Source organism: Paenibacillus sp. (genome assembly GCF_035645195.1).
Taxonomy (GTDB): domain Bacteria; phylum Bacillota; class Bacilli; order Paenibacillales; family YIM-B00363; genus Paenibacillus_AE.
Map to the genome: position 1 here is coordinate 15,038 of NZ_DASQNA010000002.1, position 21,010 is coordinate 36,047.

Below are 21,010 nucleotides of genomic sequence, written 5' to 3' on the forward strand. Positions count from 1 at the left end.
TCGTAAGGGGGAAGGATATGGAAAGCGTCGTCTTCGTCAATATGCTTAGGCAGATCACCCGCAAACGGCCCGGCGCGAAGCGCCTGATCGTCCGCATGTCGGATCCCGCCGACTACCGCGCGGTCGAAAGAGCCGTCGTCAAAACGTTGTCATCCGTTCGGCCGCTCCCCCTGATTCGGGCTTTCTCCTGCCGCGGGACGCTTTCGTCAGCCTTCCTCCGCCGCTTCGGCGGCCGCGTCGCCGTCGAGGAAGACACTCCGCTGTTCGTCCACGCCTTCCCCGCGCAGGGGGTGGGGCAGCCCGTCTCCACCGACCGGCTCGCGGGCCCGTTCGTGCCACCGGGTATTCGGGAGCTTCGCGTGCCGACCGTCTGGAAGCGATCGCTCGGAGACCGGGTCCGGATCGGCGTCATCGATACGGGCGTCGACTTCCTCCACCCCGATCTAACGCCTTCGCTCGCCCGCGGCATCAACCTGATCAACCCCCGGACGCTCCCGTTCGACGACAACGGTCACGGCACTCACGTCGCGGGCACGATCGCCGCCGCCGGAAGCCACGGCATGACGGGCATCGCGCCGCACGCCGAGCTGCTGCCGGTCAAGGCGTTCGACCATCGGGGCACCGCGTACGTCTCGGACATCGTCAAAGCGATCGATTGGTGCGTCCAGCAAGGCGTGGACATCATCAACATGAGCTTCGGCATGAAGCATCGCAGCGAATCGATGCTGGAGGCGGTGCGCAACGCGCGGCGGCGCGGCGTCGTCATCGTCGCCTCGTCGGGCAACGACGGCCGGAGAGGCTTCATCGACTACCCCGCCCGGTTCCCGCAGACGATCAGCGTCGGCGCGATCGACGGGAAGGGCCGCATCGCCTCGTTCAGCAACCGCGGCCGGCGGATCGACGTGTACGCGCCCGGCGAGAACGTGCTCTCGACGTGGCCGAAGGGCCGCTACTACGAAATGAACGGCACATCCATGGCGACCGCGCACGTAACGGGCATTCTGGCGCTCGTCAAAGCGGCGCGCCCGCATTTGTCGCCGGGGCAGCTGAAGCGCATCGTCGCCGCGGCGCAGGTGCCGCTGCCCGGCTCCGCGACAAAAAAGACCCGGTACCCGGGTCGAATCGATGCGGTGCGCGCCTTCCGCCAGCTTCGAAGATGAGAGCGCCGCGCAAGCGGCGCTACATCCGCTCCGGCGCGTGCACGCCGATCAGGCGCAGCGCGTTGACGAACGTGTGCTTCAGCGCAAGGAACAGGGCGAGCTTCGCCCGCGTCTCCGTCTCGTCCTCGGTGAGCACCCGTTCCGCTTTGTAGAAGCTATGGAATTGGGAGGCCAGCTCGAACACGTACCGCACGATGCGGTGCGGTGCGAGCGATTCAGCGGATTCGGCGACTTCCTGCGGGAATTCGCCGATCTTGCGCAATAGATCGTACGCCGCTTCCGAATGGAGCGGCGCTAGATCGAGCTCGTCCTCCGCCGTCGGCACGGCGACGCCCTTCTCCTCGGCTTGGCGGAACACGCTGCAGATCCGCGCGTGCGCGTACTGTACATAATACACCGGGTTCTCGTTCGATTGGGACACGGCCAGGTCCATGTCGAAGTCGAGATGCGAGTCGGTGCTGCGCATCGCGAAGAAGTAGCGGGTGGCGTCGACGCCGACTTCGTCCATCAAGTCTTCCATCGTGACCGCTTTGCCGGTCCGCTTGGACATCTTGACCTTCTCTCCGCCTTGGTACAAGCTTACCATCTGCGCGATCAATACCGTCAGCTTCGCCGGGTCTTCCCCGAGCGCCTCCATCGCCGCCTTCATGCGCGGCACGTAGCCGTGGTGGTCGGCGCCCCAAATGTTGATCATCCGGTCGTAGCCGCGGCTGTACTTGTCGAGATGGTAGGCGATGTCCGGCAGCAGGTACGTGTACGAGCCGTCGTTCTTGATCAGCACCCGGTCCTTGTCGTCGCCGAACGGCGTCGTCCGCAGCCAGACCGCGCCGTCCTGCTCGTAAATATGCCCGTTCTCGCGCAGCTTCGCGAGCGTCGGCTCGATGAGCCCGTTCGTGTAGATCGATGTCTCGCTGAACCAGTTGTCGAACCGGACGCGGAACCGTTCCAGGTCGCGCTTAATTTTCTCGAGCTCCCGGGTAAGACCGTATTCGCGGAAGAACGCGAACCGTTCGGCATCCGGCAGCGACAGCAGCGCGTCGCCCTTCGCCTCGGCCAGTTCGCGGCCGAACGTCACGATATCCTCGCCGTGATAGCCGTCTTCCGGCATCGCCGCGTCGAGGCCGAGCGCCTGCTTATAGCGCGCCTCGATCGAGTACGCGAGGTTCGCGATTTGGTTGCCCGCGTCGTTGATGTAGTACTCCCGCTCGACGCGGTAGCCCGCGAAATCGAGCACGTTGCACAGCGCGTCGCCGACCGCGGCGCCGCGCGCATGGCCGAGGTGGAGGCTGCCCGTCGGGTTCGCGCTGACGAATTCGACCTGCACCTTCTGCCCCTTGCCCGCGTCCGTGCGGCCGTAGCCTTCACCCTGCTGCAACGCTTCGACGACGATGCCGCGCAGATACGACTTGTCCATGAACAAATTAATGAAGCCCGGGCCCGCGATTTCCGCGCGCTCGATGCCCGCGGCGGCTTGATCGAGCTCCGCGAGCAGCGCCTCCGCGATCGCCCGCGGCGGCTTCTTCGCCGTCTTCGTCATCTGCATCGCGAAATTCGTCGCAAGATCGCCGTGCGCCTTCTCCTTCGGCACCTCGAGCGCGATCGCCGGCACCGCGTCCTCGGGCGCGAGCCCCGCTTTCACGGCCGCCCGCTGCAGCGCCTCCGTCACTTTCTGCTTCTGTAGCTCCAACGCATTCATTACGATTCTTCCGCCTCCTGCACGTCCAAGTTCACCTGAAATCGTCCCGCTTCCGCGCCCCCGACCCGCAGCTCGTACGACCACGTCGCGCGGCCGACGCCGCCTTCGAAGCGGACGTCGATCCGAGCGGTTCTCGTCTCGAGCGGGAAGGAGCCTTGCGCGGTCTCGTAATATCCGACGGCGATCGCCCCGGGCACGAACCGCTGCTCCGCGCGCACCGCGCCGTGCCGGATGACGGCGATTTCCGCCGCGCCCAGCTTCACGATCGTCGTGACGCCCTCGAGATCCGGGGACGTCTCCCGGTATCGGATATACGTATGACCGCCGCGCAAATACGCTTCGCCTGCCGCATCGACCGTCGTTTTCCGTCCGTCGTTCACGGTGGTCAGCCGGACGCGGACGTTCCGTTTATGCTCATTCATGGTTTTCAGTGTACTCCAACGCTCTTGCCCTTTGCAAGGCGAAGACGCCCGCCGGCCGGAGAGGCGCGACGGGCGTCGAGACGGCCGATTATTCGTGTTTGAGAATCGCGACGCCGTTCGGCTCGAGCGTCACCTTAGCGGACGACCCGTAAGACGCGCCCGTCAGCAGATCCGTATAGCGTCCTTCGGGCAGCGAGACGACCGCCGCGGCGCCGGAGTGGTTCAGCAGGAACGTGAACCGCCCGTTCTCGCCCGCGCGCACCGTCGCTTCGACGCCGTGAGGCGCCTCGATGGCCGGGGCGATGCCGCATTCGGCGGCGACGCCGCGCAGCAGCGCCGACATGAACGCCGGCTCGGGGAACGTGCCGACGTAATACGCGCGGCCCGCGCCGAACGCGTGCACCGTCGCCGCCGCGCCGCCCGCATAGAAGTCTTCCGCGAAGACGGCCAGCGGCTCCGCGCCTTCGAGGCGGATGACGTCCGCCCACAGCTCGGCCTTCCACTCGCCCGAGAGCCAAGGCTTCGCGCCCGTCGCGCGGATACGGTTCGACGCGCCTTCGGCGAGAGCGTCGAATTCTTCGACCGCGAGGCCCAGCACCTTGCGCAGCGGCGCCGGATAGCCGCCGAGATGGACGCGGTCGTTCTCGTCGACCATACCGGAGAAGAACGTGACGAGCAGCGTGCCGCCCTGCTTCGTATACTGTTCCAGGTTCGCGGCCGCCTCCGCCGTCACCATGTACAGCGCCGGCGCGGCCACGAGCTTATATTTGCTCAGATCGTCCGTCGGCTTCACGAAGTCGACGCCGATGTTCGCCTCGTGCAGCGCGCGGTACACGTTACGAATCTGTTCAATATATTTCACGTCCGAGCTCGGCTTCGACGGAAGCTCGAGCGCCCACCAGTTTTCCCAATCGAACACGATCGCCGCCTGCGCCTCGACGCGCGAGCCGACGACATCGTCCAGCTTCTTAAGCTCGTTGCCGAGCTGCGCCACCTCGCGGTAAATGCGGCTGTGCTCGTCGCCGGTGTGCGTCACCATCGCGCTGTGCCATTTCTCCGCGCCGGCGCGGGATTGGCGCCATTGGAAGAACAGGATGCCGTCGCCGCCGCGCGCCACCGTCTCGTAGCTCCACAGCCGCATGACGCCCGGCTTCTTGAGCGCGTTGCGCTGCCGCCAGTTCACCTGCCCCGATACTTGCTCCATGAGCAGGAACGGCTGGCCGCCGCGCAGGCTGCGCATCAGGTCGTGCGCCATCGCCGCGTCGTACGGCCGGCCCTCGTGCGGGTCGGGGTAGCTGTCCCACGTGACGACGTCGAGATGCGGCGCCCATTTCCAATAATCGAGCGGCTTGAAGAAGCCCATGAAGTTCGTCATCACCGGCACGCCCGGCGTCACTTCGTTCAAAATCTCTTTCTCCATCAAATAGAGTTCGAGAATGCAATCGTCCATGAATCTAGCGAAATCGAGCGACTGCCCCGGGTTCGGGAACGTCGGCGTATGCTTCGGCAGCGGCACTTCGTCCCACTCCGCGTACCGCTGGCTCCAGAACGCGGTGCCCCACCGGTCGTTCAGCTCTTCGATCGTGCCGTACCGCGCCTTCAGCCAATCCCGGAACTTGCGCTCGGTGATGTCGCTGAAATCTTGCTGCACGTGGCACGCGTACTCGTTGTTGATATGCCACATCGCGAGCGCCGGGTGGTTCTTGTACCGCTCGGCGAGCCTGCGGACGAGCTCCGCCGCGAACTTCCGGTACACCGGGCTGTTCGGGTTGTAATGCTGGCGGGAGCCGAAGCCGAACGGCACGCCGTTCTCGTCCACCGCGAGCGATTCCGGGTAATTTTTCGCCATCCACGCCGGCGGACTGGCCGTCGCGGTCGCGAGGTCCGCTTGAATGCCGTTCTCGTGCATCAAATCCATCAGTCGATCGAGCCATTCGAAATCGTACGTCGTCTCCGTCGGCTGAAGTTTCGCCCAGCTGAAGATGGCGATGCTCGCCATATTGACGCCCGCCATCCGCATCAGGCGCATATCGTCCGCCCACACGCTTTCGGGCCATTGATCGGGGTTATAGTCTCCTCCGTAATACATTTGCCGCTGCCGATACATGCTCAAGAAATGCACACCCTTTTCCAAAATAGTAGTATATGCATATCTTAAATCCGAACCGAAAACGCTATCAATCTCACATTTTTATTGTTAATATAACAATATGAATGGTTTTGGGAAGGAGCGGACGCCGTGAGGGACACGAATCATTTCCCGGTGCTGACCGATTTGGAGCTGCAGCTGCCGATGTACATCACGAGCGCAGGAGGGTGGATCAATCAGGAGCGGATCGATCGGCCGGACGGCTTCCATTCGTTCCAATGGCTCCAGACGCTGCGCGGGCAAGGCCGGCTCGAGCTCGGCGGCACGCAGGCCGACGTGGCCGAAGGCCAAGGCATCCTGCTGTACGCCGGCGTCCCTCACCGGTATTACGCGGTGCAGGAGCCGTGGAGCGTGCAGTGGGTGTCGTTCCAAGGCAGCGTCGTGCCGGATTTGCTCGAGCGGCTCCACCTGCGCGAATCCGGCGTGTACTCGGTGGCGGAGGCGGGGACGCTGATCGCGAGGATGGAGCGCGCCTACGAAGTCGTCGGCGGCAACGATCCGTTCCGCGGGTACGAGGGATCGTCGATTTTGTACGCCCTGCTGCTCGACCTCGCCAAATGGGCGTCGTTCAAAACCGGCGGCTCCCGGCAGCAGCATTTGCAGAGCATCGCGCCGATGCTGCGCTTGATCGAGGAGCGCTACAACGAGGACTTGACGCTCGATGACCTCGCCGGCACGCTGAACGTGACGCCGCAGTACGCCTGCGCGCTGTTCCGCCGCAGCTTCGGCATGCGCCCCTTCGAATACGTGACGAAATACCGGCTGCGCCGCGCTAAGGAGCTATTGCTCGCGGACGCCGCGCTCCCCGTCGGCGACGTCGGCCGCCGCGTCGGGTACGAGCATACGAGCTATTTCATCAAATTGTTCAAAAAGCAGGAAGGCATCACCCCGAGCCAATTCCGGAGGCTGTTCGTCGGGTGAGCCCATTGGAACGCAAAAACGGCCCGCTTCGCCGGTATATGGCGAAGGGGCCGTTGTTCGTTATTTCAAAAAGCCGAGCAGCATTTCGCGAATAAGCTTCGCGGCGACGATCGGCGTTTGCTCCGTCGGATCGTACACCGGCGCGACCTCGACGAGGTCGAAGCCGACGACGTTCGCGCCGCTGCCTGCGATCGCGTGCACCGCGCCCAGCAGCTCCTTCGACGTGATGCCGCCCGCTTCCGCGGTGCCCGTCCCCGGCGCCGCCGACGGATCGAGCACGTCGATGTCGATCGTGACGTACACCGGCTTGCCTTCGAAGTCGGACAGCACGCTCTTCAGCGGCTCGAGCACGTCGAACGGGAAGAAGTTCACGTTCTCGCGGCCCCATGCGAACTCCTCGCGCATGCCCGAACGGATGCCGAACTGGTACACGTTCTTGCCGCCGATGAGGTTCGCCGCCTTGCGGATCGGCGTCGAGTGCGACAGCGGCTCGCCCTCGTACTGCTCTCTGAGGTCCGCGTGCGCGTCGATGTGGATGAGCTTCAGGTCCGGATGCTTCGCGTACACTTCGCGAATGACCGGCCACGACACCAGATGCTCGCCGCCGAGGCCGACCGGCACTTTGCCGTCGTCCAGCAGCTTGCGGACGTACTCCCCGATCAGGTCCAAGCTGCGCGCCGCGTTGCCGAACGGCAGCAATAGATCGCCCGCATCGAAATATTTGATTTCCTCCAAATGCTTATCGAGGTAGGGGCTGTATTCCTCCAGGCCGATCGAAGAACGCCGAATGGCCGCCGGACCGAACCGGGAGCCCGGACGGAAGCTGACCGTATAGTCCATCGGCATGCCGTAAATGACCGCCTGCGCCGCTTCGTAATCCTCGGAGCTCAGGATGAAGACGTTGCCCGAATACGCTTGGTCGATTTTCATTTCACCAAATCCTCCACGAACTTCGGCAGCACGAACGCAGCGGCGTGCAAGCGAGGCGTGTAGTACTTCGTTGGGAATTCCGGAATCGATGCGGCGTCGACCGCCAGCGGGTCATGCTTTTTGCTGCCCATCGTGAACGTCCACAGCCCGCTCGGGTACGTCGGGATGTTGGCCGTGTAGACGCGGACGATCGGGAAAATTTCTTTCACGTCGCGGTTGACCGTCTGAATGAGATCCGCTTTGAACCACGGGTTGTCCGTTTGCGCCACGAAAATGCCGTCTTCCTTCAGCGCCTCGTAGATGCCTTGGTAGAACCCTTTCGAGAACAGCTCTACGGCCGGACCGACCGGCTCCGTGGAATCGACCATGATGACGTCGTATGCGTTCTTATGCTGCGCGATGTGCATGTAGCCGTCGCCGACGATCACTTCGACGCGCGGATTGTCCAGCTCGCCCGCGATCGTAGGCAAATATTTTTTCGAGTATTCGATGACTTTGCCGTCGATGTCGACGAGCACCGCTTTCTTCACCTTCGGATGCTTCATCACTTCGCGGATGACGCCGCCGTCGCCGCCGCCGACGACCAGCACCGTCTCCGGGTTCGGGTGCGTCACGAGCGCCGGATGCGCCACCATTTCGTGGTATACGAACTCGTCGCGCACGCTCGTCATGACCATGCCGTCGAGCGTCAGCATCGTGCCCCACTCTTCCGTCTCGATCATCGTCAGGTGCTGGAAGTCCGTCTGCTCGTTCTCGTACGTTTTCGTCACTTTCATCGTGATGCCGAAGTTATCGGTTTGTTTTTCGGTATACCATAAATCCATCGTTCAATCCCTCTTTTCGTCCGTATCCGCGGCGGCTTGTCCCATCCAAGATCTACCGGGCCGCCGAACTATCAACATGTATTATAGAGAACCTGTCCAAAAATGCAACCAAAGTATCCGTTAAGATTCAATTGAAGTATAGGCGGTTCGGCTTCGTCCCATACTGGGGAGTAGGTATCATTTTCCTAACCTTGAAGGAGCGAATCCTATGGACGAATCGACGCGCCCCGCGCCGCCGGGGCTGTACCGGCCCGACCCGGCCCCCCTGCTGTGGTTCCGCCGGATCAAGCGGATGTTCAAACTCGCCGGCTCCTTGGCGCTGCTCTCGGTCGTGCTGCTGGCCGGGCTGCTGCTGTATTTGCGCGTTCAGCCGATGCCGCCGCTCTCGTTCTCGCAATCGACGCAGCTGTTCGACGTGCACGGCTCGGTCATCGATTCGTTCCACGGCGGGCAAAACCGGCACATCGTCGAGCTCGAGGCGATTTCTCCGCATATGGTGAACGCGACGCTGGCTATCGAGGACAAACGGTTTTACAACCACTTCGGCATCGATCCGGTCGGCCTCGGGCGGGCGGTCTGGGTGAACCTCCGGGCGCTGGACATGGATCAAGGCGCCAGCACGCTGACGCAGCAGCTCGCGCGCAACTTGTTTCTGTCCCATGAGCGCACGTGGTCGCGGAAGCTGAAGGAAGCGATGTACGCGCTGCAGCTCGAGATGGAGTTCACGAAAGACGAAATTTTGGCGATGTATTTGAATCAAATTTATTTCGGGCACGGCGCGTACGGCGTGGAGGCCGCTTCGAAGCTGTATTTCGGCAAAAGCGCCTCCGAGCTGAACTTGTCCGAAAGCGCGCTGCTCGCCGGCGTCATGAAAAGCTGGAAGTACTTCTCGCCGCATATGGATTACGATCGGTCGAAGTCGCGCCAGCAGCTTGTCCTGTCCGCGATGGCCGAGCAAGGCTTCATTACGGAAGCGCAGGCGAAAGCGGCCTACGAAGAGAAGCTGGCGCTGCTGCCGCTCGAGGAGCAGGACGCTTCGAAGGCGCCGTATTTCCGCGACTACGTGCGGAGCGTCGCCGTCGGCGAGCTCGGCATCGACGAGCAGCTGTACGACTCCGGCGGCCTGCGCATCTACACGACGCTGGATCTGCACGCGCAAGAGAACGCCGAGGCGGCGGTGAAGAAATACCTGGAACCGCATGAGGAGCTGCAGGCGGCGCTTGTGTCGATCGACCCGCGCAACGGCCACATTCAAGCGATGGTCGGCGGGCGCGATTACGAGACGAATCAGTTCAACCGCGCCACGTCGGCGCAGCGGCAGCCCGGCTCGTCGTTCAAGCCGATCCTGTATTTGACCGCGCTGCAGCAGGAGGGCTTCACCGCGGCGACCCGCTTCCTGAGCAAGCCCACCGTCTTCACATACGACGAAGGCCGGCAGACGTACGCGCCGAAAAATTACGGCAACAAGTACCCGAACAAGCTTGTCGACTTACGGTACGCGATTTCGAAGTCCGACAACATTTACGCGGTCAGCACGATCATGCAGGTCGGTCCCGAGAAAGTCATCGAGACGGCTAAGGCGCTCGGCATCGAGAGCGACATGAAGCCGCTGCCGTCGCTCGCGCTCGGCACTTACCCGGTCAGCCCGTTCGACATGGCGGAGGCGTTCGCGGCGATCGCGGGCGGCGGCGTCCGGCGGGAGCCGATCGCGATTCTGCGGATCGAGGATATGTACGGACGGGTCATTTACGAAGCGGAGCCCCGCGAGGAGCAGGTCGTCGCGCCGCAGTACGCGTACGTGCTCACGCATTTGATGCAGAGCGTGTTCGACGACGGCGGCACGGGGCAACGCGTCGCCGATCTGCTGAAGCGGCCGGTCGCCGGCAAAACCGGCACGACGAACACCGATGCGTGGATGGTCGGCTTCACGCCGGAGCTCGCCACCGCCGTCTGGGTCGGATACGACAAAGGGCGGTCCGTCTCCACCATCGAAGCGCACACCGCGTCGCCGATTTTCGCCGAATATACGGAGAAGACGCTCTCCGCGGTGCCGCCGAAGCTGTTCGAGCCGCCCGAAGGCGTCGTGACGGTGTACATCGATCCGGCCACCGGGCTGCTCGCGACCGCGGACTGCCCGAACGCGCGGCTGGAATCGTTCGTCGCCGGCACCGAGCCGACGGAATATTGCGCGGAGCATGCCTCGGAGCCGCTGCCGGCGGGGCGCGACGGCCCGCATCAGGACGAGGAGCGCAATTGGTGGGACGATTTGAAACGTTGGTGGAACAGCTGACCGGGGAGGGCGACTTCCCGGTTTCGGCCGAGGGCGAACTCCGTTGTTTCCGTGCGGGAAACGGCGGAGTTCGTTTGGTTTGCGCCGCTGCGGTCGCCCGCGCCCGGGCGCGTTATGGGTAGCACGTATGCATAAGAAGACAACACCCTGCCCTTCTTATGCATACTCCCTTCCCATCTTGCGCCGAGCGGCGTCATGTTCGCTCGCGACCGGGCGCGTTATGGGAAGCACGTATGCATAAGAAGACACCACCCTGCCCTTCTTTTGCATACTCCCTTCCCATCTTGCCCCTCACGGCGTCATGTTCGCCCGCCCCCGGGCGCGTTATGGGAAGCATGTATGCATACTTCCTTCCCATCTTGCGCCGAGCGGCGGAACGGTCGCCCGCGCCCGCGCCGCGGCGGTCTCCGGAACGCCTCCCCTGCGGAGGCATTCTCCCGGTTTTCTTTTGTCCGGAAACCGAATAGTATGGAAGTTATACAGAACATTCAAGGATAACGGGGGCGTTTCCATGAAAGGAATGTCTACGGATGAATATCGCGTGCAGTGGACGATCGAAGCGCCGAAAGCCGCGGTCGTGCTCATTCACGGACAAGCCGAACACTGCGGGCGCTACGAGCACGTCGCCGACGCGCTGAACGACGCCGGCTACAACGTATTCGCAGGCGATTTGCCGGGGCATGGGCGGTCCGGCGGCCTGCGCGGCCACATCGACCGGTTCGGCGATTACGTCGACCGCGTGGAAAGCTGGGTCGCCGACGCGCGCGCCCTGCACCCGAACGCGCCGATGTTCCTGCTCGGCCACAGCGTCGGGGGGCTGATCGCCGCCCGGTTTCTGCAGACGTCGCCGCTCGCGCGCGAAGTGGCCGGCGCTGCGCTCACGTCGCCGGCGTTCCGGCTCCGCTTCCCGATTCCCGCTTGGAAGGAAGCGCTCGGGCGGCGGCTTGACGGCATTTTGCCGAAGCTGCGCATGCCGAGCGGCCTCGACAAGCAGCGCGTGACGCGGAACGAAGAGACGCTGCTCGCGACGGCGTCCGACCCGCTGATGGTGTACGTCGCCAGCGTCCGCTTTTACAACGAGCTGCTGCGCGCGCAGCGGGCCGCGCTCGACGAAGCCGGCCTCATCGCGCAGCCGATGCTCGTGCTGCACGGCGGCGCCGACGAAGTCATCGACCCGGCGGTCACGCTCGAATTCGGCGCGAAGCTCGCCTCCAGAGACAAAGACGTGCGGCTCCTCCCCGGTCTGCATCACGAGGTGATGAACGAGCCGGAGCGCGACGAGGTGATCCGCGGCATCGTCGCCTGGCTCGACCGGCGCTCGGAAGCGGCGGGTCCCGCGGACTCCGCTTCTTCTATAATGTAAGATTCGCAACAATGTAAAAGAAGGGGGAGCCGTCGGCTCCCCCTTCTCCTGTCTCGTCTACGCCAGCTTTTCCTTCAGCTCGTCGGTCGACGCGTTCCACATCGCCTCGTTGTACTCGATCAGGCACTGCTTCAGCGCCGCCTTCTCCCCTTCGGACAAGCCGTCGAGGATGATGCGCCGCTTCATGGCGTAATCCATCTTGTTTACGTGCTCCGCGAGAATTTTCCACCCGCGGCGCGCCTCCGTGTCGATCAGCATTTCGCAGGCGGTCGCGCCCGCGTAGTACGAGCCTTCCTCCCGCTTGTCGACGGCGATCCATACGATCCAGCAGCGGCGGCCGTTCGGCACGTCTTCCTTGTTCGCCGAAAACTTGATGCCTCGCTCCACCCGGCTTTTCGCATGCAGCGCGCCCAAGTCGATATATGCCTCGTCGCCGTCGATAATGACGGCCGACACGTTGTTCAAGTCGATCGAGCCCGCGCCGAACCCCTTATGTTCCTTAGCGCTGACGACATTCAGTGAGTTAATTTTTCTGCCTCCGACTTCCACGGTATCCCCCCGCCTCGCTCGCGATGAATTTCTTCTATTGTAACCGAAATAATCCCCGGCGGACAAACATATACATCCACTAGACGCTTGTCAACGGGGTGAAATCGATGAAATGGATCAAATCAAACCGCTGGCGCCCGATCGCGCTGGCCGGAACGGCCTTCGTCGTCTGGGTGGCGCTGTGGGGAGAGCTCGGCGGCCCTGGCGGCGGCGAAGCTTTCGAAGCGGTGCCCGTCTTCGGACAGGCGCCCGACGCGGCGAAGCCGGCGCCGAAACCGAATCCCGCGCCGAGCCCGAACGCCGTTCCCCCTGTGCCGGAGAAGCCGCCGGCGCCCAAGCCGATGAGCAACCGCCTCGTCGAGTACCATATCGGCGTCGCGCTGGACGCCGAGGCGAAGACGCTGCACGGCACGCAAACCGTCACCTGGCGCAACCCGGGCAAGCAGAAGGTCCAGGAGCTGTACTTCCATCTGTATCCGAACGCGTTCGAATCCGACCGCACGACGTTCATGCGGGAATCGGGCGGCAAGCTGCGGGAAGACGAGCGAACGGGCGACGGCGTCGGTTCGATGACCGTCTCTTCCGTGGAAACGTCCGACGGTCTCGACCTGACGCCGCGGATCGCCTTCGAGCAGCCGGACGACGGCAACAAAGCGGACCGGACGGTGATGAAGCTCCGCCTGCCGAAACCGGTCGCGCCGAACGAAACGGTCACGCTGAGGATGTCCTTCGCGGTGAAACTTCCCGAAGTGTTCGCCCGCATGGGGTACAAGGGCGAATTCGTCATGGCCGGGCAGTGGTTCCCGAAGCTCGCGGTATACGAGCCCGCCGGCACCCGCGGCCGCACGGCCGAAGGCTGGAACATTCATCAGTATCACGGCAATTCCGAGTTTTACTCCGATTTCGGCATCTATAACGTCAAAATCAAAGTGCCGGCCGACTACGTCGTGGCGGCCACCGGCTTCCCGCCGAAGCCCGCCGTCGCGGACAAAGCGTCCGGCACGAAAACGTACCATTTCTACGCCGACGACGTGCACGACTTCGCTTGGGCCGCGTCGCCGAACTTCGTGTACGCGGAAGAGCCGTTCTCGGCGCCGAACGTGCCGGGCGTCAAAATCAAGCTGTACCTCGACCCGAAGCATCTAGAGTTGAAAGAGCGCTATATGTACGCGGCGAAGAAAGCGTTGGAGCATTACAGCGCATGGTACGGGCCGTATCCGTACAGCACGCTATCCGTCGTCGTGCCTCCCGCGGGCGCCGGCGGCGCCGGCGGCATGGAGTATCCGACGCTCATCACGGCGTGGGCCGCGGACGACGCCGACCTCGGCTACGAGCTGGAGCGCGTCGTCGTGCACGAGATCGGCCACCAGTATTGGTACGGCATCGTCGCCAGCAACGAGTTCGAGGAAGCGTGGCTGGACGAAGGCTTCACGTCGTACGCCGAAGATAAGCTCATGGAAGCGGAATACGGGCTGACGCCGAACACGACCCTCGAAGCAAGTTATATGACGAACCCCGCCTCCCTCACCCGCTTCTCGTGGAACTTCAACAACCACGATCATTATGCGGACAATGTGTATATCCGGGGGAAGCTCGTGCTGCTGGCGATGGAGAAAGAAATCGGGGAAGCGCAAATGAAGCGCGTGCTGCGCACGTACTTCGACCGCTACAAGTTCCGCCATCCGTCGACCGGCGATTTCCAGAAGACGGTGGAAGACGTCACGAAGCGGAGCTGGGCGCCGTTCTTCGACCAATTCGTGTACGGCGACCAAATGGTCGATTACGCGGTGGAGCGCATCGAGCGCGTCCCGTCGGAGCCGAATCAGTACGCGTACCGGGTCACCGTGGCCGGGCGCAGCGGCAAGGACGGCCCCGTCTCGGTGCGATTCGCCTACGAAGACGGCCAATCGATCGTGCAGGAATGGAACGGCGAAGAGGACCGGATCGTGTTCACCCTGCCGCCGCACGGCGCGAAGCTGCGCCACGTCGTCGTCGACCCGGATTGGGGAGTCGTGCTCGAGCATAAGCGGTACAACAATTTCATGAAAACCGACGTCGACGACAAGCTCGAAACGCGGTGGACGATGGGCGTCTCCAAGCTGATCGAAGCGCTCCTCGGCACGCTGGCGTGGTAGTCGAAACCATTATCGAAAGGAGGCGCGCCGCATGTGGCAGTACGCCAAATCGGGCTGGACCGCCGCCCGCCGCAATTGGTTCCTGATCATGCTCTTATTCCTATATCAATACGCTTGGGGCTTCGCGATCTTCAAGTACGTCAAGTCGGTCGTCGTCCCGCTCCTTCACCGTTATCCCGGCGGGGAGCTGCCGGCGTCCGCCGGCCGACTGTTTTGGCTGGAGGCGGAATTCCAGCTCGTCAAAACCGATTTGATCGCGCCGTACGCCTGGACGCTGGGGACGATCCTGATCGTCCGGATGCTGCTCACGCCCCTCCTCAACGCCGGCATTCTCAACGTACTGGAGAACGGCCGAGGCGGCCGGCGCAAAGCGTTCGCGCAAGGCGTGAAGTCGCACGCGAAGCCGTTCCTGCTGCTGTACGGCGCCCAGTCGCTGCTCACGCTCGCCCCGCTGCTGTGGGTCGCGCCGCGCGCGTTCGACGCCGCCGCGGCGGCCGGCGATTGGACGTCCATCGCCTCCGCCCTGCTCCCGTACGCCGCCGGCTGGATCGCGTACCAAGGCGCGCTCGACCTCGCCGCGCTCTACGTCGGCTTCGGCATCGTCGGCGGCCGCGGCGCCCTGCCGGGACTCGCCGTGTTCGTCCGGCGCGCGGTGCCGATCGTCGCCCTCGCGCTGATCGTGTACGCGATCACCTTCGCCATCGGGTTGGCGGCCGCGGCGCTCTCCTTGTGGTGGGCCGGATTCTTCGCGGTCCTCCTGCATCAATCGTTCCCGTTCGTGCGCGCGCTGCTGAAGCTGTGGGGCATCCAGGCGCAGTTCCACTACTGGTCCGACCGCAAGCCTGTATGAAATAATAGGGGCGGCCTCCTTCGCGGCCGCCCCGTCATGCTTTCTGCAGCACCGAGCTCTGATAGCCCCGACGTCAGCCCCTCCATTTCGACCGGCAGCCTTCCACCGCCTCATCGTACGTCCATCCGAACAAATCCCCGTAGACCGTAGATCGACATCGTTTCCCCCGGATCCGTCGATTCGACTTCGAATCGGGCCGCCTTTGCGCGCTCCCCTCTCTCCCGCCCCAGATGTTCACCCGTCATTTTCTATGAATCTATGCCGATGCCATCGCCCGTTTTGCGATTCTATCGGAACTTCAATTGATCACCTGAATATTTTGCTAGAATAGGAGGATTTCGACGAACGCTGTCGAATACGAATTAGGTCGAAAATATCACTGCCAAAATTTCCGGCGCGTCTCGCCTCGCTTCGGAAATACGGGGGAACCATGTTGGGTGAATTGATCTCGCAATCAGGGATCATAGGGAACCTTCAACCGAACCCTTAAGCTAACCTCGTCGGCATCGGAAGGGGTATACAATTGAAGAAGGCAGCATCTTTCCTGCTGGCGATGTCCATCGCGTTCGGCGCGTTCGCCGGTTCCGCTTCGGCAACGACGGACCTGCGGGCGGCGATCGATCCGCTCATCGGCATCGATTACAAGTACGGCGGCTCGACGACGAGCGGCTTCGACTGCTCCGGCTTTACCAGCTACGTCTTCGCGAAATTCGGCATCGACCTGCCGCGGCGTTCCGTCGATCAGGCGGCGATCGGCACGAAGGTGGCGAAGGACGAGCTCCGCCCAGGCGACCTCGTGTTCTTCAACACGAACGGCAAGACGATCTCCCATGCGGGCATTTACTTGGGCAACGGGAAATTCGCCCATGCGTCCAGTTCCCGCGGCGTGGCGATCGGCGATATGAACGACAGCTACTATTCCACGCGTTACGTGACGGCGCGTCGGATCCTCGACCAAACGAAGTACGAAAAAATCGCGGTCGAGGCGCCGGCGGTCGAAGTTTCGGCAGTCCCGGCTGCCCCGGCAGCGGACGCGGCCGACGTCGCCCGTACGACGGAAGCCTCCGAGCTTGCCGCCGAACACGGTTTGTAATTCGCACGCCGAATCCCCCGGCCGCGCTTTCGCGGCGCCGGGGGATTTTTCCGTTCTGCGCCCATCGTCCCAAGCCCAACGACCCGATATCCCCTGCCCCCCCTCTCGCAAGACCCTTGCCTCGACTCCGTTTTACATGGTTCTACGCGACAAACAAGTGCCGATGCTCCCAACTCTTTTCCCAATGTGCACGCAAATTCCTGTTTTTGTTACCTGACTCACAGAATCCGTAGGACCTCTGTGGCATAATACGGAAACGGCGGTGTGCAGTCCCGCGAAAAATGAAGTTTTTTGAAGGTGTGTGAGTGTAATGAGATTAGTGACCATCGATTCATGCGCACCGGGCATGAAACTCGGCAGAGCGATCCTGTCGGACGAAGGCCAAGTGCTGCTCGGTTATGGATACGAATTGACGCAAGGCATTATCAACCGGCTGCGGAATATGGGCGTCCACCAGCTGTACATCGACGACCCCCGCACCGAAGACATCGTGATCGAAGAGACGCTCCGCGAGGAAACGCGGCGCGCCGTCCACTATTCGCTTATGCAATGCATGGATTATATCCAAGCGGGCGGCCCGGCCGGCGGCGGACGCACCGTGACCTTCTCCCGGCTCGTCCACGACAGCGTCCGCCTGATCGTCGACGACATTATGTACAGCCGGCATGTGCCGATCGTGCATATTCGGGACACGGCGTCGACCGTCGACAGCGTCGGGCACCATTTTTGCAACAACGCGTTGAACGTCGCCGTGTTCGCCAGCAAGCTGGCGCTCGGCGAAGGCGCGAGCGCGGACGAACTGCGTACGATGTGCGCCGCCGCGCTGTTTCACGACGTCGGCAAGCTGCTGCTCCCGAAATCGCTGCTGACGAAGCGCGCGAAGCTGACCGAAGAAGAGATGAAAGAAATCCGCAGACATACCGAGCTGGGCTACAAGCTGCTGAAGGACGACGGCAGCGTGTCGCTCGTCGCCGCTCAATGCGCGCTCCAGCACCATGAACGCATGGACGGACTCGGATACCCTTACGGTTTGAAAGGAAACGACATCCACCCGTATGCGAAACTGATCGGCATGATCGACGCTTACGACGCTTTAATCAGCCCCAGAAGCTACCGCAACGCGATGCTGCCTCACGAAGCGCTAGATTATCTTTACGCCAACGTGGAAAGAGCGTATGATCGTTGTAGAGTAGAGCAATTCCGCAACAAGGTGGCTATTTTCCCTCCGGGGACGGCCGTCACATTGAACACCGGTGAACAAGGAGTTGTCTCCCGTATCGACGCGTCGTGCTTGCAGCGGCCGACCGTTCGCGTCTTGACCAACCCAGCCGGTGAAGAGCTGAAGACCCCCTACGAATTACAGCTCACGAAACATTTGAACATCATGATCCGATCCGTAGGCGACACTCCTTCCTTCGCTTGCTGACGAACATTCTCGCTGCGGAAAGGCTGTCCACTGCCTATGAATGCAATTGTCGGATTGCTTCGCAACGTCCCTCTGTTTCAGGACTTGTCGGATGAGGAGCTTCTCGCGATCGGTCCGCTGTTCCAGGAAACCAAATGGCCTCGCGGCAAGCTGCTCTTCATGGAAGGCGACCCGGGCGACGAGCTGTTCATCCTCAAATCCGGCGTCGTGAAAATTTACCGCTTCGACGATGACAAGGAAATTATATTAGCGCTGTTCGGCCCGGGCGATTTTTTCGGCGAAATGGCGCTCATCCAGCCGGCTCTTAACCGCTCCGCCACCGCGGAAACGTTGGAGTCTTGTTTGGTTTTTTCGATGAAGCGGTCCGTGTTTTACGATTTCATGGAGAAGCACCCGCGCGTATGCATCAAGCTGCTCGAGGTGACGGCGCAGCGGCTCCGCAACGCGAACGATCAAATCTATAATTTGACGTTCTTGGACGTGCGGCAGCGCATCATTCGCACCATTCTGCGGCTCGCGGAGGAACGGGGCGTGAAGCAGGGCGCCGGCTTGCTGGTGGACATTCGCATGACGCATCAGCAGCTGGCCAGCTTCGCCGGCACGGCGCGGGAATCGGCGACGAAGGTGCTGCAGGAGCTGTCCGAGGAAGGCTTGATCGCGGTCGAAAAGAAGCGCATTTATTTGCCCGACCATCGGAAATTGAGGGAAATGGCGGGAATGTGACCCCGCTGAAGGTTCCCGCCGCCAAGAAGGCTGCCGCCGCCGTGCTAACGGCCGCGGCAGCCTTCTTAGCCGTTATCGTATATAATAGGAAGAATGCTTTTACTAGACTTGGGAGGAAGTACTGCCGATGAAGCTGGTCTCATGGAACGTCAACGGCCTGCGGGCCTGCATGAATAAAGGTTTCGCCGACTTTTTCAAGGCCATGGATGCGGACATGTTCTGCATTCAGGAAACGAAGCTGCAGGAAGGGCAGATCGACCCAGCGCCGTTCGAAGGGTATTTCGCGTACTGGAACTATGCGGAGAAGAAAGGCTATTCCGGCACGGCGGTGTTTACGAAACGGGAGCCGCTGTCGGTGCGGTACGGATTGGAGGAGGATGCCGAGCCGGAGGGCCGCGTCCTGACGCTGGAGTACGACGATTTTTATCTCGTGAACGTGTATACGCCCAATGCGCGGCGCGACTTGTCCCGACTGGACTTCCGCCTCGAATGGGAGGAGCGGTTCCGCGGCTACTTGACAGAGCTCGACGCGCGCAAGCCCGTCGTCGTCTGCGGCGATCTCAACGTCGCCCACCAGGAGATCGACATCAAGAACGCCAAATCGAATCGCGGCAATTCCGGCTTCACGGACGAAGAGCGCGAGAAAATGACGCGACTGCTCGACGCGGGCTTCGTGGACACGTTCCGCCATCTGCATCCCGACCGGGGAGACATGTACACGTGGTGGTCGTTCATGCCGAAGGTGCGGGAGCGCAACATCGGCTGGCGCATCGACTACTTCTTGATTTCGCGGCGGCTGACCGACCGGCTCGTCGACGCCGGCATCGAATCCAGCGTCATGGGCAGCGACCACTGCCCGATCACGCTGGAGTTGTCGGAGTAATAACTATTTATTGTCCCCCGTCGCGATCGGGCGCGTCGGGTCGCTGATCCAGTCGCTCCAGCTGCCCGCGTACAGCTTCACGTTCGTGAAGCCGACCTCGCGCAGCGCGAGCACGTTCGGGCACGCGGTGACGCCGGAGCCGCAGTACACGATCACTTCTTCCGCGCCCTGCAGCGGCTCGAACCGCTTCATCTGCTCCTTCACCGGACGGAACCGGCCTTCCGCGTCGAGGTTCGCCTTCCAGAACGAATGGCGCGCGCCCGGGATATGCCCGGCCGCCTTGTCGATCGGCTCGGCAAGCCCGCGGTACCGCGCTTCCTCCCGCGAATCGAGCAGCACGATGCGCCCTTCCTCGATGCGCTTCCGGTTCGCGGCGATATAGTCCGCCGTCGCCAGCCATTCGGAGCGGACGCGCGGAACGAAGCGAGCGTCGCTCGGCTGCGGCATTTCGCCTTCCCCGCTCGCCGTCGGATAGCCTGCCTGCTTCCAAGCCGCGAATCCGCCGTCCAGCACGTACGCTTCGTCATGGCCCATGTATGCGAGCAGCCACCATAGCCGCGACGCCATCGCCCCGCCTTGATCGTCGTAGGCGATCACGCAGCGCCCGCTCGAGATCCCGAGCCGGGTGAACGTATCGGCCAGCGCGTCCGCGTCGGGCAGCGGGTGGCGTCCGCCGACGCCGTCCGGCCGCTTCGGCCCGGATAAATCCTTTTCCAAATCTAAATAATAGGCGCCAGGGATGTGTTCCGCAACGTAAGCGTCGGATCCCGACTGCGGCTGCCCCAGCGTGAATCGGCAGTCGATCCAAATCGCTTCGCGATGCTTCCATTTCGCGTATCCCCGTTCCGGACTGACGACATGACGCATCCTCAACACCCTTTCTTGTCTTAGAGAGAACCAAAGAGCAAGCGTTTTCTGCTATATTAACAGAAGGCCGCTGACGTGAGAAGTGTTGTACGCGGATTATCATCAAACTGTAATATTGCCCGTCCACGGAGGAAACTATGAGCGAACGACCGCCCTACCGCCTCGAACCGATGACCGAACGCGACGCCGCCGCGATATCCGCGTGGCGGTACCCTCCGCCATACGACGCGTACGACTGGCTGCCGTGGGAGCAAGCCGCGGCGGAAAGACGCGATTACGCCGATCCGGACGTGCGCGAGCGCCAATACCGCGCCGTGCGATGCGGGGACGAGCTGTGCGGCTTCGTCCAATGGTTCCCGCTCGCCGGAGAGGAAGGCGCGCCGATCGTCCGGCTCGGGCTCGGCCTGAAGCCCGATTGGTGCGGCCGGGGTCGAGGCGCCGGATTCGCCCGATTCGCGGCGCAAGCGACGGCCGAACGGCATCTGGGGCATCGCATCGACCTCGAGGTCGCGAAAGACAACGCCCGCGCGATCGCCGCGTACGAGAAAGCCGGCTTTCGCGCCGTCGACGAATACGATCTGCCTCTACCCGGGCGCGGCATCGTCCCCGTCGTCAATATGATATGGCCGTTTCGGCCAACACTTACCACCGAAACCGATGGAAAATTCTCTACAAGATACGCTCCCCCCTGCCGATAATATAACGTAGAATTCTTTTACTAGGTCAAAA

Annotated in this window: 18 protein-coding genes and 1 riboswitch; of the genes, 11 read left to right on the top strand and 7 right to left on the bottom strand. The window is 62.5% G+C overall.

Annotated elements, in window-relative coordinates; genetic code table 11:
- Positions 1-17 precede the first annotated feature (17 nt).
- Positions 18-1,160 carry a S8 family peptidase gene (locus VE009_RS00090; RefSeq protein WP_325005340.1) on the top strand — a complete coding sequence of 381 codons (1,143 nt, stop codon included), beginning with the start codon at positions 18-20 and terminating at the stop codon, positions 1,158-1,160.
- A gap of 19 nt (positions 1,161-1,179) precedes the next feature.
- Here the strand turns inward: VE009_RS00090 and argS are convergent, their stop codons facing one another.
- The 3 genes from argS to VE009_RS00105 form a co-directional block, all read right to left on the bottom strand.
- On the bottom strand, positions 1,180-2,862 hold the full coding sequence (gene argS, locus VE009_RS00095) for an arginine--tRNA ligase (RefSeq protein WP_414694746.1): 1,683 nt from the start codon (positions 2,860-2,862) through the stop codon (positions 1,180-1,182).
- Complete coding sequence (locus VE009_RS00100; RefSeq protein ID WP_325005342.1) at positions 2,856-3,278, bottom strand: DUF1934 domain-containing protein; 423 nt, start codon at positions 3,276-3,278, stop codon at positions 2,856-2,858. Before VE009_RS00100 ends, argS begins: the two co-directional genes overlap by 7 nt.
- 88 nt (positions 3,279-3,366) lie before the next feature.
- Positions 3,367-5,385: a beta-galactosidase gene (locus tag VE009_RS00105; RefSeq protein ID WP_325005387.1), complete on the bottom strand. Its 2,019-nt coding sequence runs from the start codon at positions 5,383-5,385 to the stop codon at positions 3,367-3,369.
- A gap of 132 nt (positions 5,386-5,517) precedes the next feature.
- Between VE009_RS00105 and VE009_RS00110 the strand changes: the two genes are divergently transcribed.
- Positions 5,518-6,348 carry an AraC family transcriptional regulator gene (locus VE009_RS00110; RefSeq protein ID WP_325005343.1) on the top strand — a complete coding sequence of 277 codons (831 nt, stop codon included), beginning with the start codon at positions 5,518-5,520 and terminating at the stop codon, positions 6,346-6,348.
- Positions 6,349-6,408: 60 nt separating this feature from the next.
- Here VE009_RS00110 and speB read toward each other — a convergent pair whose 3' ends face one another.
- Together speB and speE are read right to left on the bottom strand one after the other, a co-directional pair.
- A complete protein-coding gene (speB, locus tag VE009_RS00115; RefSeq protein WP_325005344.1) occupies positions 6,409-7,278 on the bottom strand; it encodes an agmatinase in 870 nt (289 codons plus the stop codon).
- Entirely contained in the window at positions 7,275-8,102 is an 828-nt protein-coding gene (gene speE / locus VE009_RS00120; protein ID WP_325005345.1) for a polyamine aminopropyltransferase, read from the bottom strand. Before speE ends, speB begins: the two co-directional genes overlap by 4 nt.
- A gap of 208 nt (positions 8,103-8,310) precedes the next feature.
- On the opposite strand from speE, the gene VE009_RS00125 reads away from it, so the two are divergent.
- Together VE009_RS00125 and VE009_RS00130 are read left to right on the top strand one after the other, a co-directional pair.
- Positions 8,311-10,392, top strand: coding sequence for a PBP1A family penicillin-binding protein (locus tag VE009_RS00125; RefSeq protein WP_325005346.1), 2,082 nt, complete (start codon positions 8,311-8,313; stop codon positions 10,390-10,392).
- Positions 10,393-10,903: 511 nt separating this feature from the next.
- Positions 10,904-11,755, top strand: a complete 852-nt coding sequence (locus tag VE009_RS00130; RefSeq protein ID WP_325005347.1) for a lysophospholipase — start codon at positions 10,904-10,906, stop codon at positions 11,753-11,755.
- A 57-nt stretch (positions 11,756-11,812) separates the two neighbouring features.
- On the opposite strand, the gene VE009_RS00135 is transcribed toward VE009_RS00130, so the two are convergent.
- Positions 11,813-12,304: a YwhD family protein gene (locus VE009_RS00135; RefSeq protein WP_325005348.1), complete on the bottom strand. Its 492-nt coding sequence runs from the start codon at positions 12,302-12,304 to the stop codon at positions 11,813-11,815.
- A 107-nt stretch (positions 12,305-12,411) separates the two neighbouring features.
- Between VE009_RS00135 and VE009_RS00140 the strand changes: the two genes are divergently transcribed.
- From VE009_RS00140 to VE009_RS00165, 6 genes are all read left to right on the top strand, one after another.
- Complete coding sequence (locus VE009_RS00140; RefSeq protein ID WP_325005349.1) at positions 12,412-14,439, top strand: M1 family metallopeptidase; 2,028 nt, start codon at positions 12,412-12,414, stop codon at positions 14,437-14,439.
- A 31-nt stretch (positions 14,440-14,470) separates the two neighbouring features.
- A complete protein-coding gene (locus VE009_RS00145; RefSeq protein ID WP_325005350.1) occupies positions 14,471-15,289 on the top strand; it encodes a hypothetical protein in 819 nt (272 codons plus the stop codon).
- A 370-nt stretch (positions 15,290-15,659) separates the two neighbouring features.
- A riboswitch (cyclic di-AMP (ydaO/yuaA leader) is annotated at positions 15,660-15,810 on the top strand.
- 2 nt (positions 15,811-15,812) lie between these two features.
- Positions 15,813-16,382 (top strand): C40 family peptidase, encoded by a 570-nt coding sequence (locus VE009_RS00150; RefSeq protein ID WP_414694744.1) that lies wholly within the window; start codon positions 15,813-15,815, stop codon positions 16,380-16,382.
- Between the two features lie 310 nt (positions 16,383-16,692).
- Positions 16,693-17,808, top strand: a complete 1,116-nt coding sequence (locus VE009_RS00155) for an HD-GYP domain-containing protein (RefSeq protein WP_325005351.1) — start codon at positions 16,693-16,695, stop codon at positions 17,806-17,808.
- A 36-nt stretch (positions 17,809-17,844) separates the two neighbouring features.
- Positions 17,845-18,531 (top strand): Crp/Fnr family transcriptional regulator, encoded by a 687-nt coding sequence (locus VE009_RS00160; RefSeq protein WP_325005352.1) that lies wholly within the window; start codon positions 17,845-17,847, stop codon positions 18,529-18,531.
- A gap of 127 nt (positions 18,532-18,658) precedes the next feature.
- Positions 18,659-19,414, top strand: a complete 756-nt coding sequence (locus VE009_RS00165) for an exodeoxyribonuclease III (protein WP_325005353.1) — start codon at positions 18,659-18,661, stop codon at positions 19,412-19,414.
- 3 nt (positions 19,415-19,417) lie between these two features.
- Here VE009_RS00165 and VE009_RS00170 read toward each other — a convergent pair whose 3' ends face one another.
- The gene (locus VE009_RS00170; RefSeq protein ID WP_325005354.1) at positions 19,418-20,281 is read right to left on the bottom strand and encodes a sulfurtransferase; all 864 of its coding nucleotides are present in this window, start codon (positions 20,279-20,281) and stop codon (positions 19,418-19,420) included.
- A gap of 137 nt (positions 20,282-20,418) precedes the next feature.
- Here VE009_RS00170 and VE009_RS00175 point away from each other — a divergent pair, with 137 nt between their 5' ends.
- Positions 20,419-20,979, top strand: a complete 561-nt coding sequence (locus VE009_RS00175; RefSeq protein WP_325005355.1) for a GNAT family protein — start codon at positions 20,419-20,421, stop codon at positions 20,977-20,979.
- The last annotated feature ends 31 nt before the right edge of the window (positions 20,980-21,010 follow it).

Bases quoted from the DNA above. Each gene is read 5' to 3' on its own strand.
- VE009_RS00090 (WP_325005340.1), top strand. From the start codon at position 18: ATGGAAAGCGTCGTCTTCGTCAATATGCTTAGGCAGATCACCCGCAAA.
- VE009_RS00100 (WP_325005342.1), bottom strand. From the start codon at position 3,278: ATGAATGAGCATAAACGGAACGTCCGCGTCCGGCTGACCACCGTGAAC.
- VE009_RS00105 (WP_325005387.1), bottom strand. From the start codon at position 5,385: ATGTATCGGCAGCGGCAAATGTATTACGGAGGAGACTATAACCCCGAT.
- speB (WP_325005344.1), bottom strand. From the start codon at position 7,278: ATGAAAATCGACCAAGCGTATTCGGGCAACGTCTTCATCCTGAGCTCC.
- speE (WP_325005345.1), bottom strand. From the start codon at position 8,102: ATGGATTTATGGTATACCGAAAAACAAACCGATAACTTCGGCATCACG.
- VE009_RS00125 (WP_325005346.1), top strand. From the start codon at position 8,311: ATGGACGAATCGACGCGCCCCGCGCCGCCGGGGCTGTACCGGCCCGAC.
- VE009_RS00130 (WP_325005347.1), top strand. From the start codon at position 10,904: ATGAAAGGAATGTCTACGGATGAATATCGCGTGCAGTGGACGATCGAA.
- VE009_RS00140 (WP_325005349.1), top strand. From the start codon at position 12,412: ATGAAATGGATCAAATCAAACCGCTGGCGCCCGATCGCGCTGGCCGGA.
- VE009_RS00145 (WP_325005350.1), top strand. From the start codon at position 14,471: ATGTGGCAGTACGCCAAATCGGGCTGGACCGCCGCCCGCCGCAATTGG.
- VE009_RS00155 (WP_325005351.1), top strand. From the start codon at position 16,693: ATGAGATTAGTGACCATCGATTCATGCGCACCGGGCATGAAACTCGGC.
- VE009_RS00160 (WP_325005352.1), top strand. From the start codon at position 17,845: ATGAATGCAATTGTCGGATTGCTTCGCAACGTCCCTCTGTTTCAGGAC.
- VE009_RS00165 (WP_325005353.1), top strand. From the start codon at position 18,659: ATGAAGCTGGTCTCATGGAACGTCAACGGCCTGCGGGCCTGCATGAAT.
- VE009_RS00170 (WP_325005354.1), bottom strand. From the start codon at position 20,281: ATGCGTCATGTCGTCAGTCCGGAACGGGGATACGCGAAATGGAAGCAT.
- VE009_RS00175 (WP_325005355.1), top strand. From the start codon at position 20,419: ATGAGCGAACGACCGCCCTACCGCCTCGAACCGATGACCGAACGCGAC.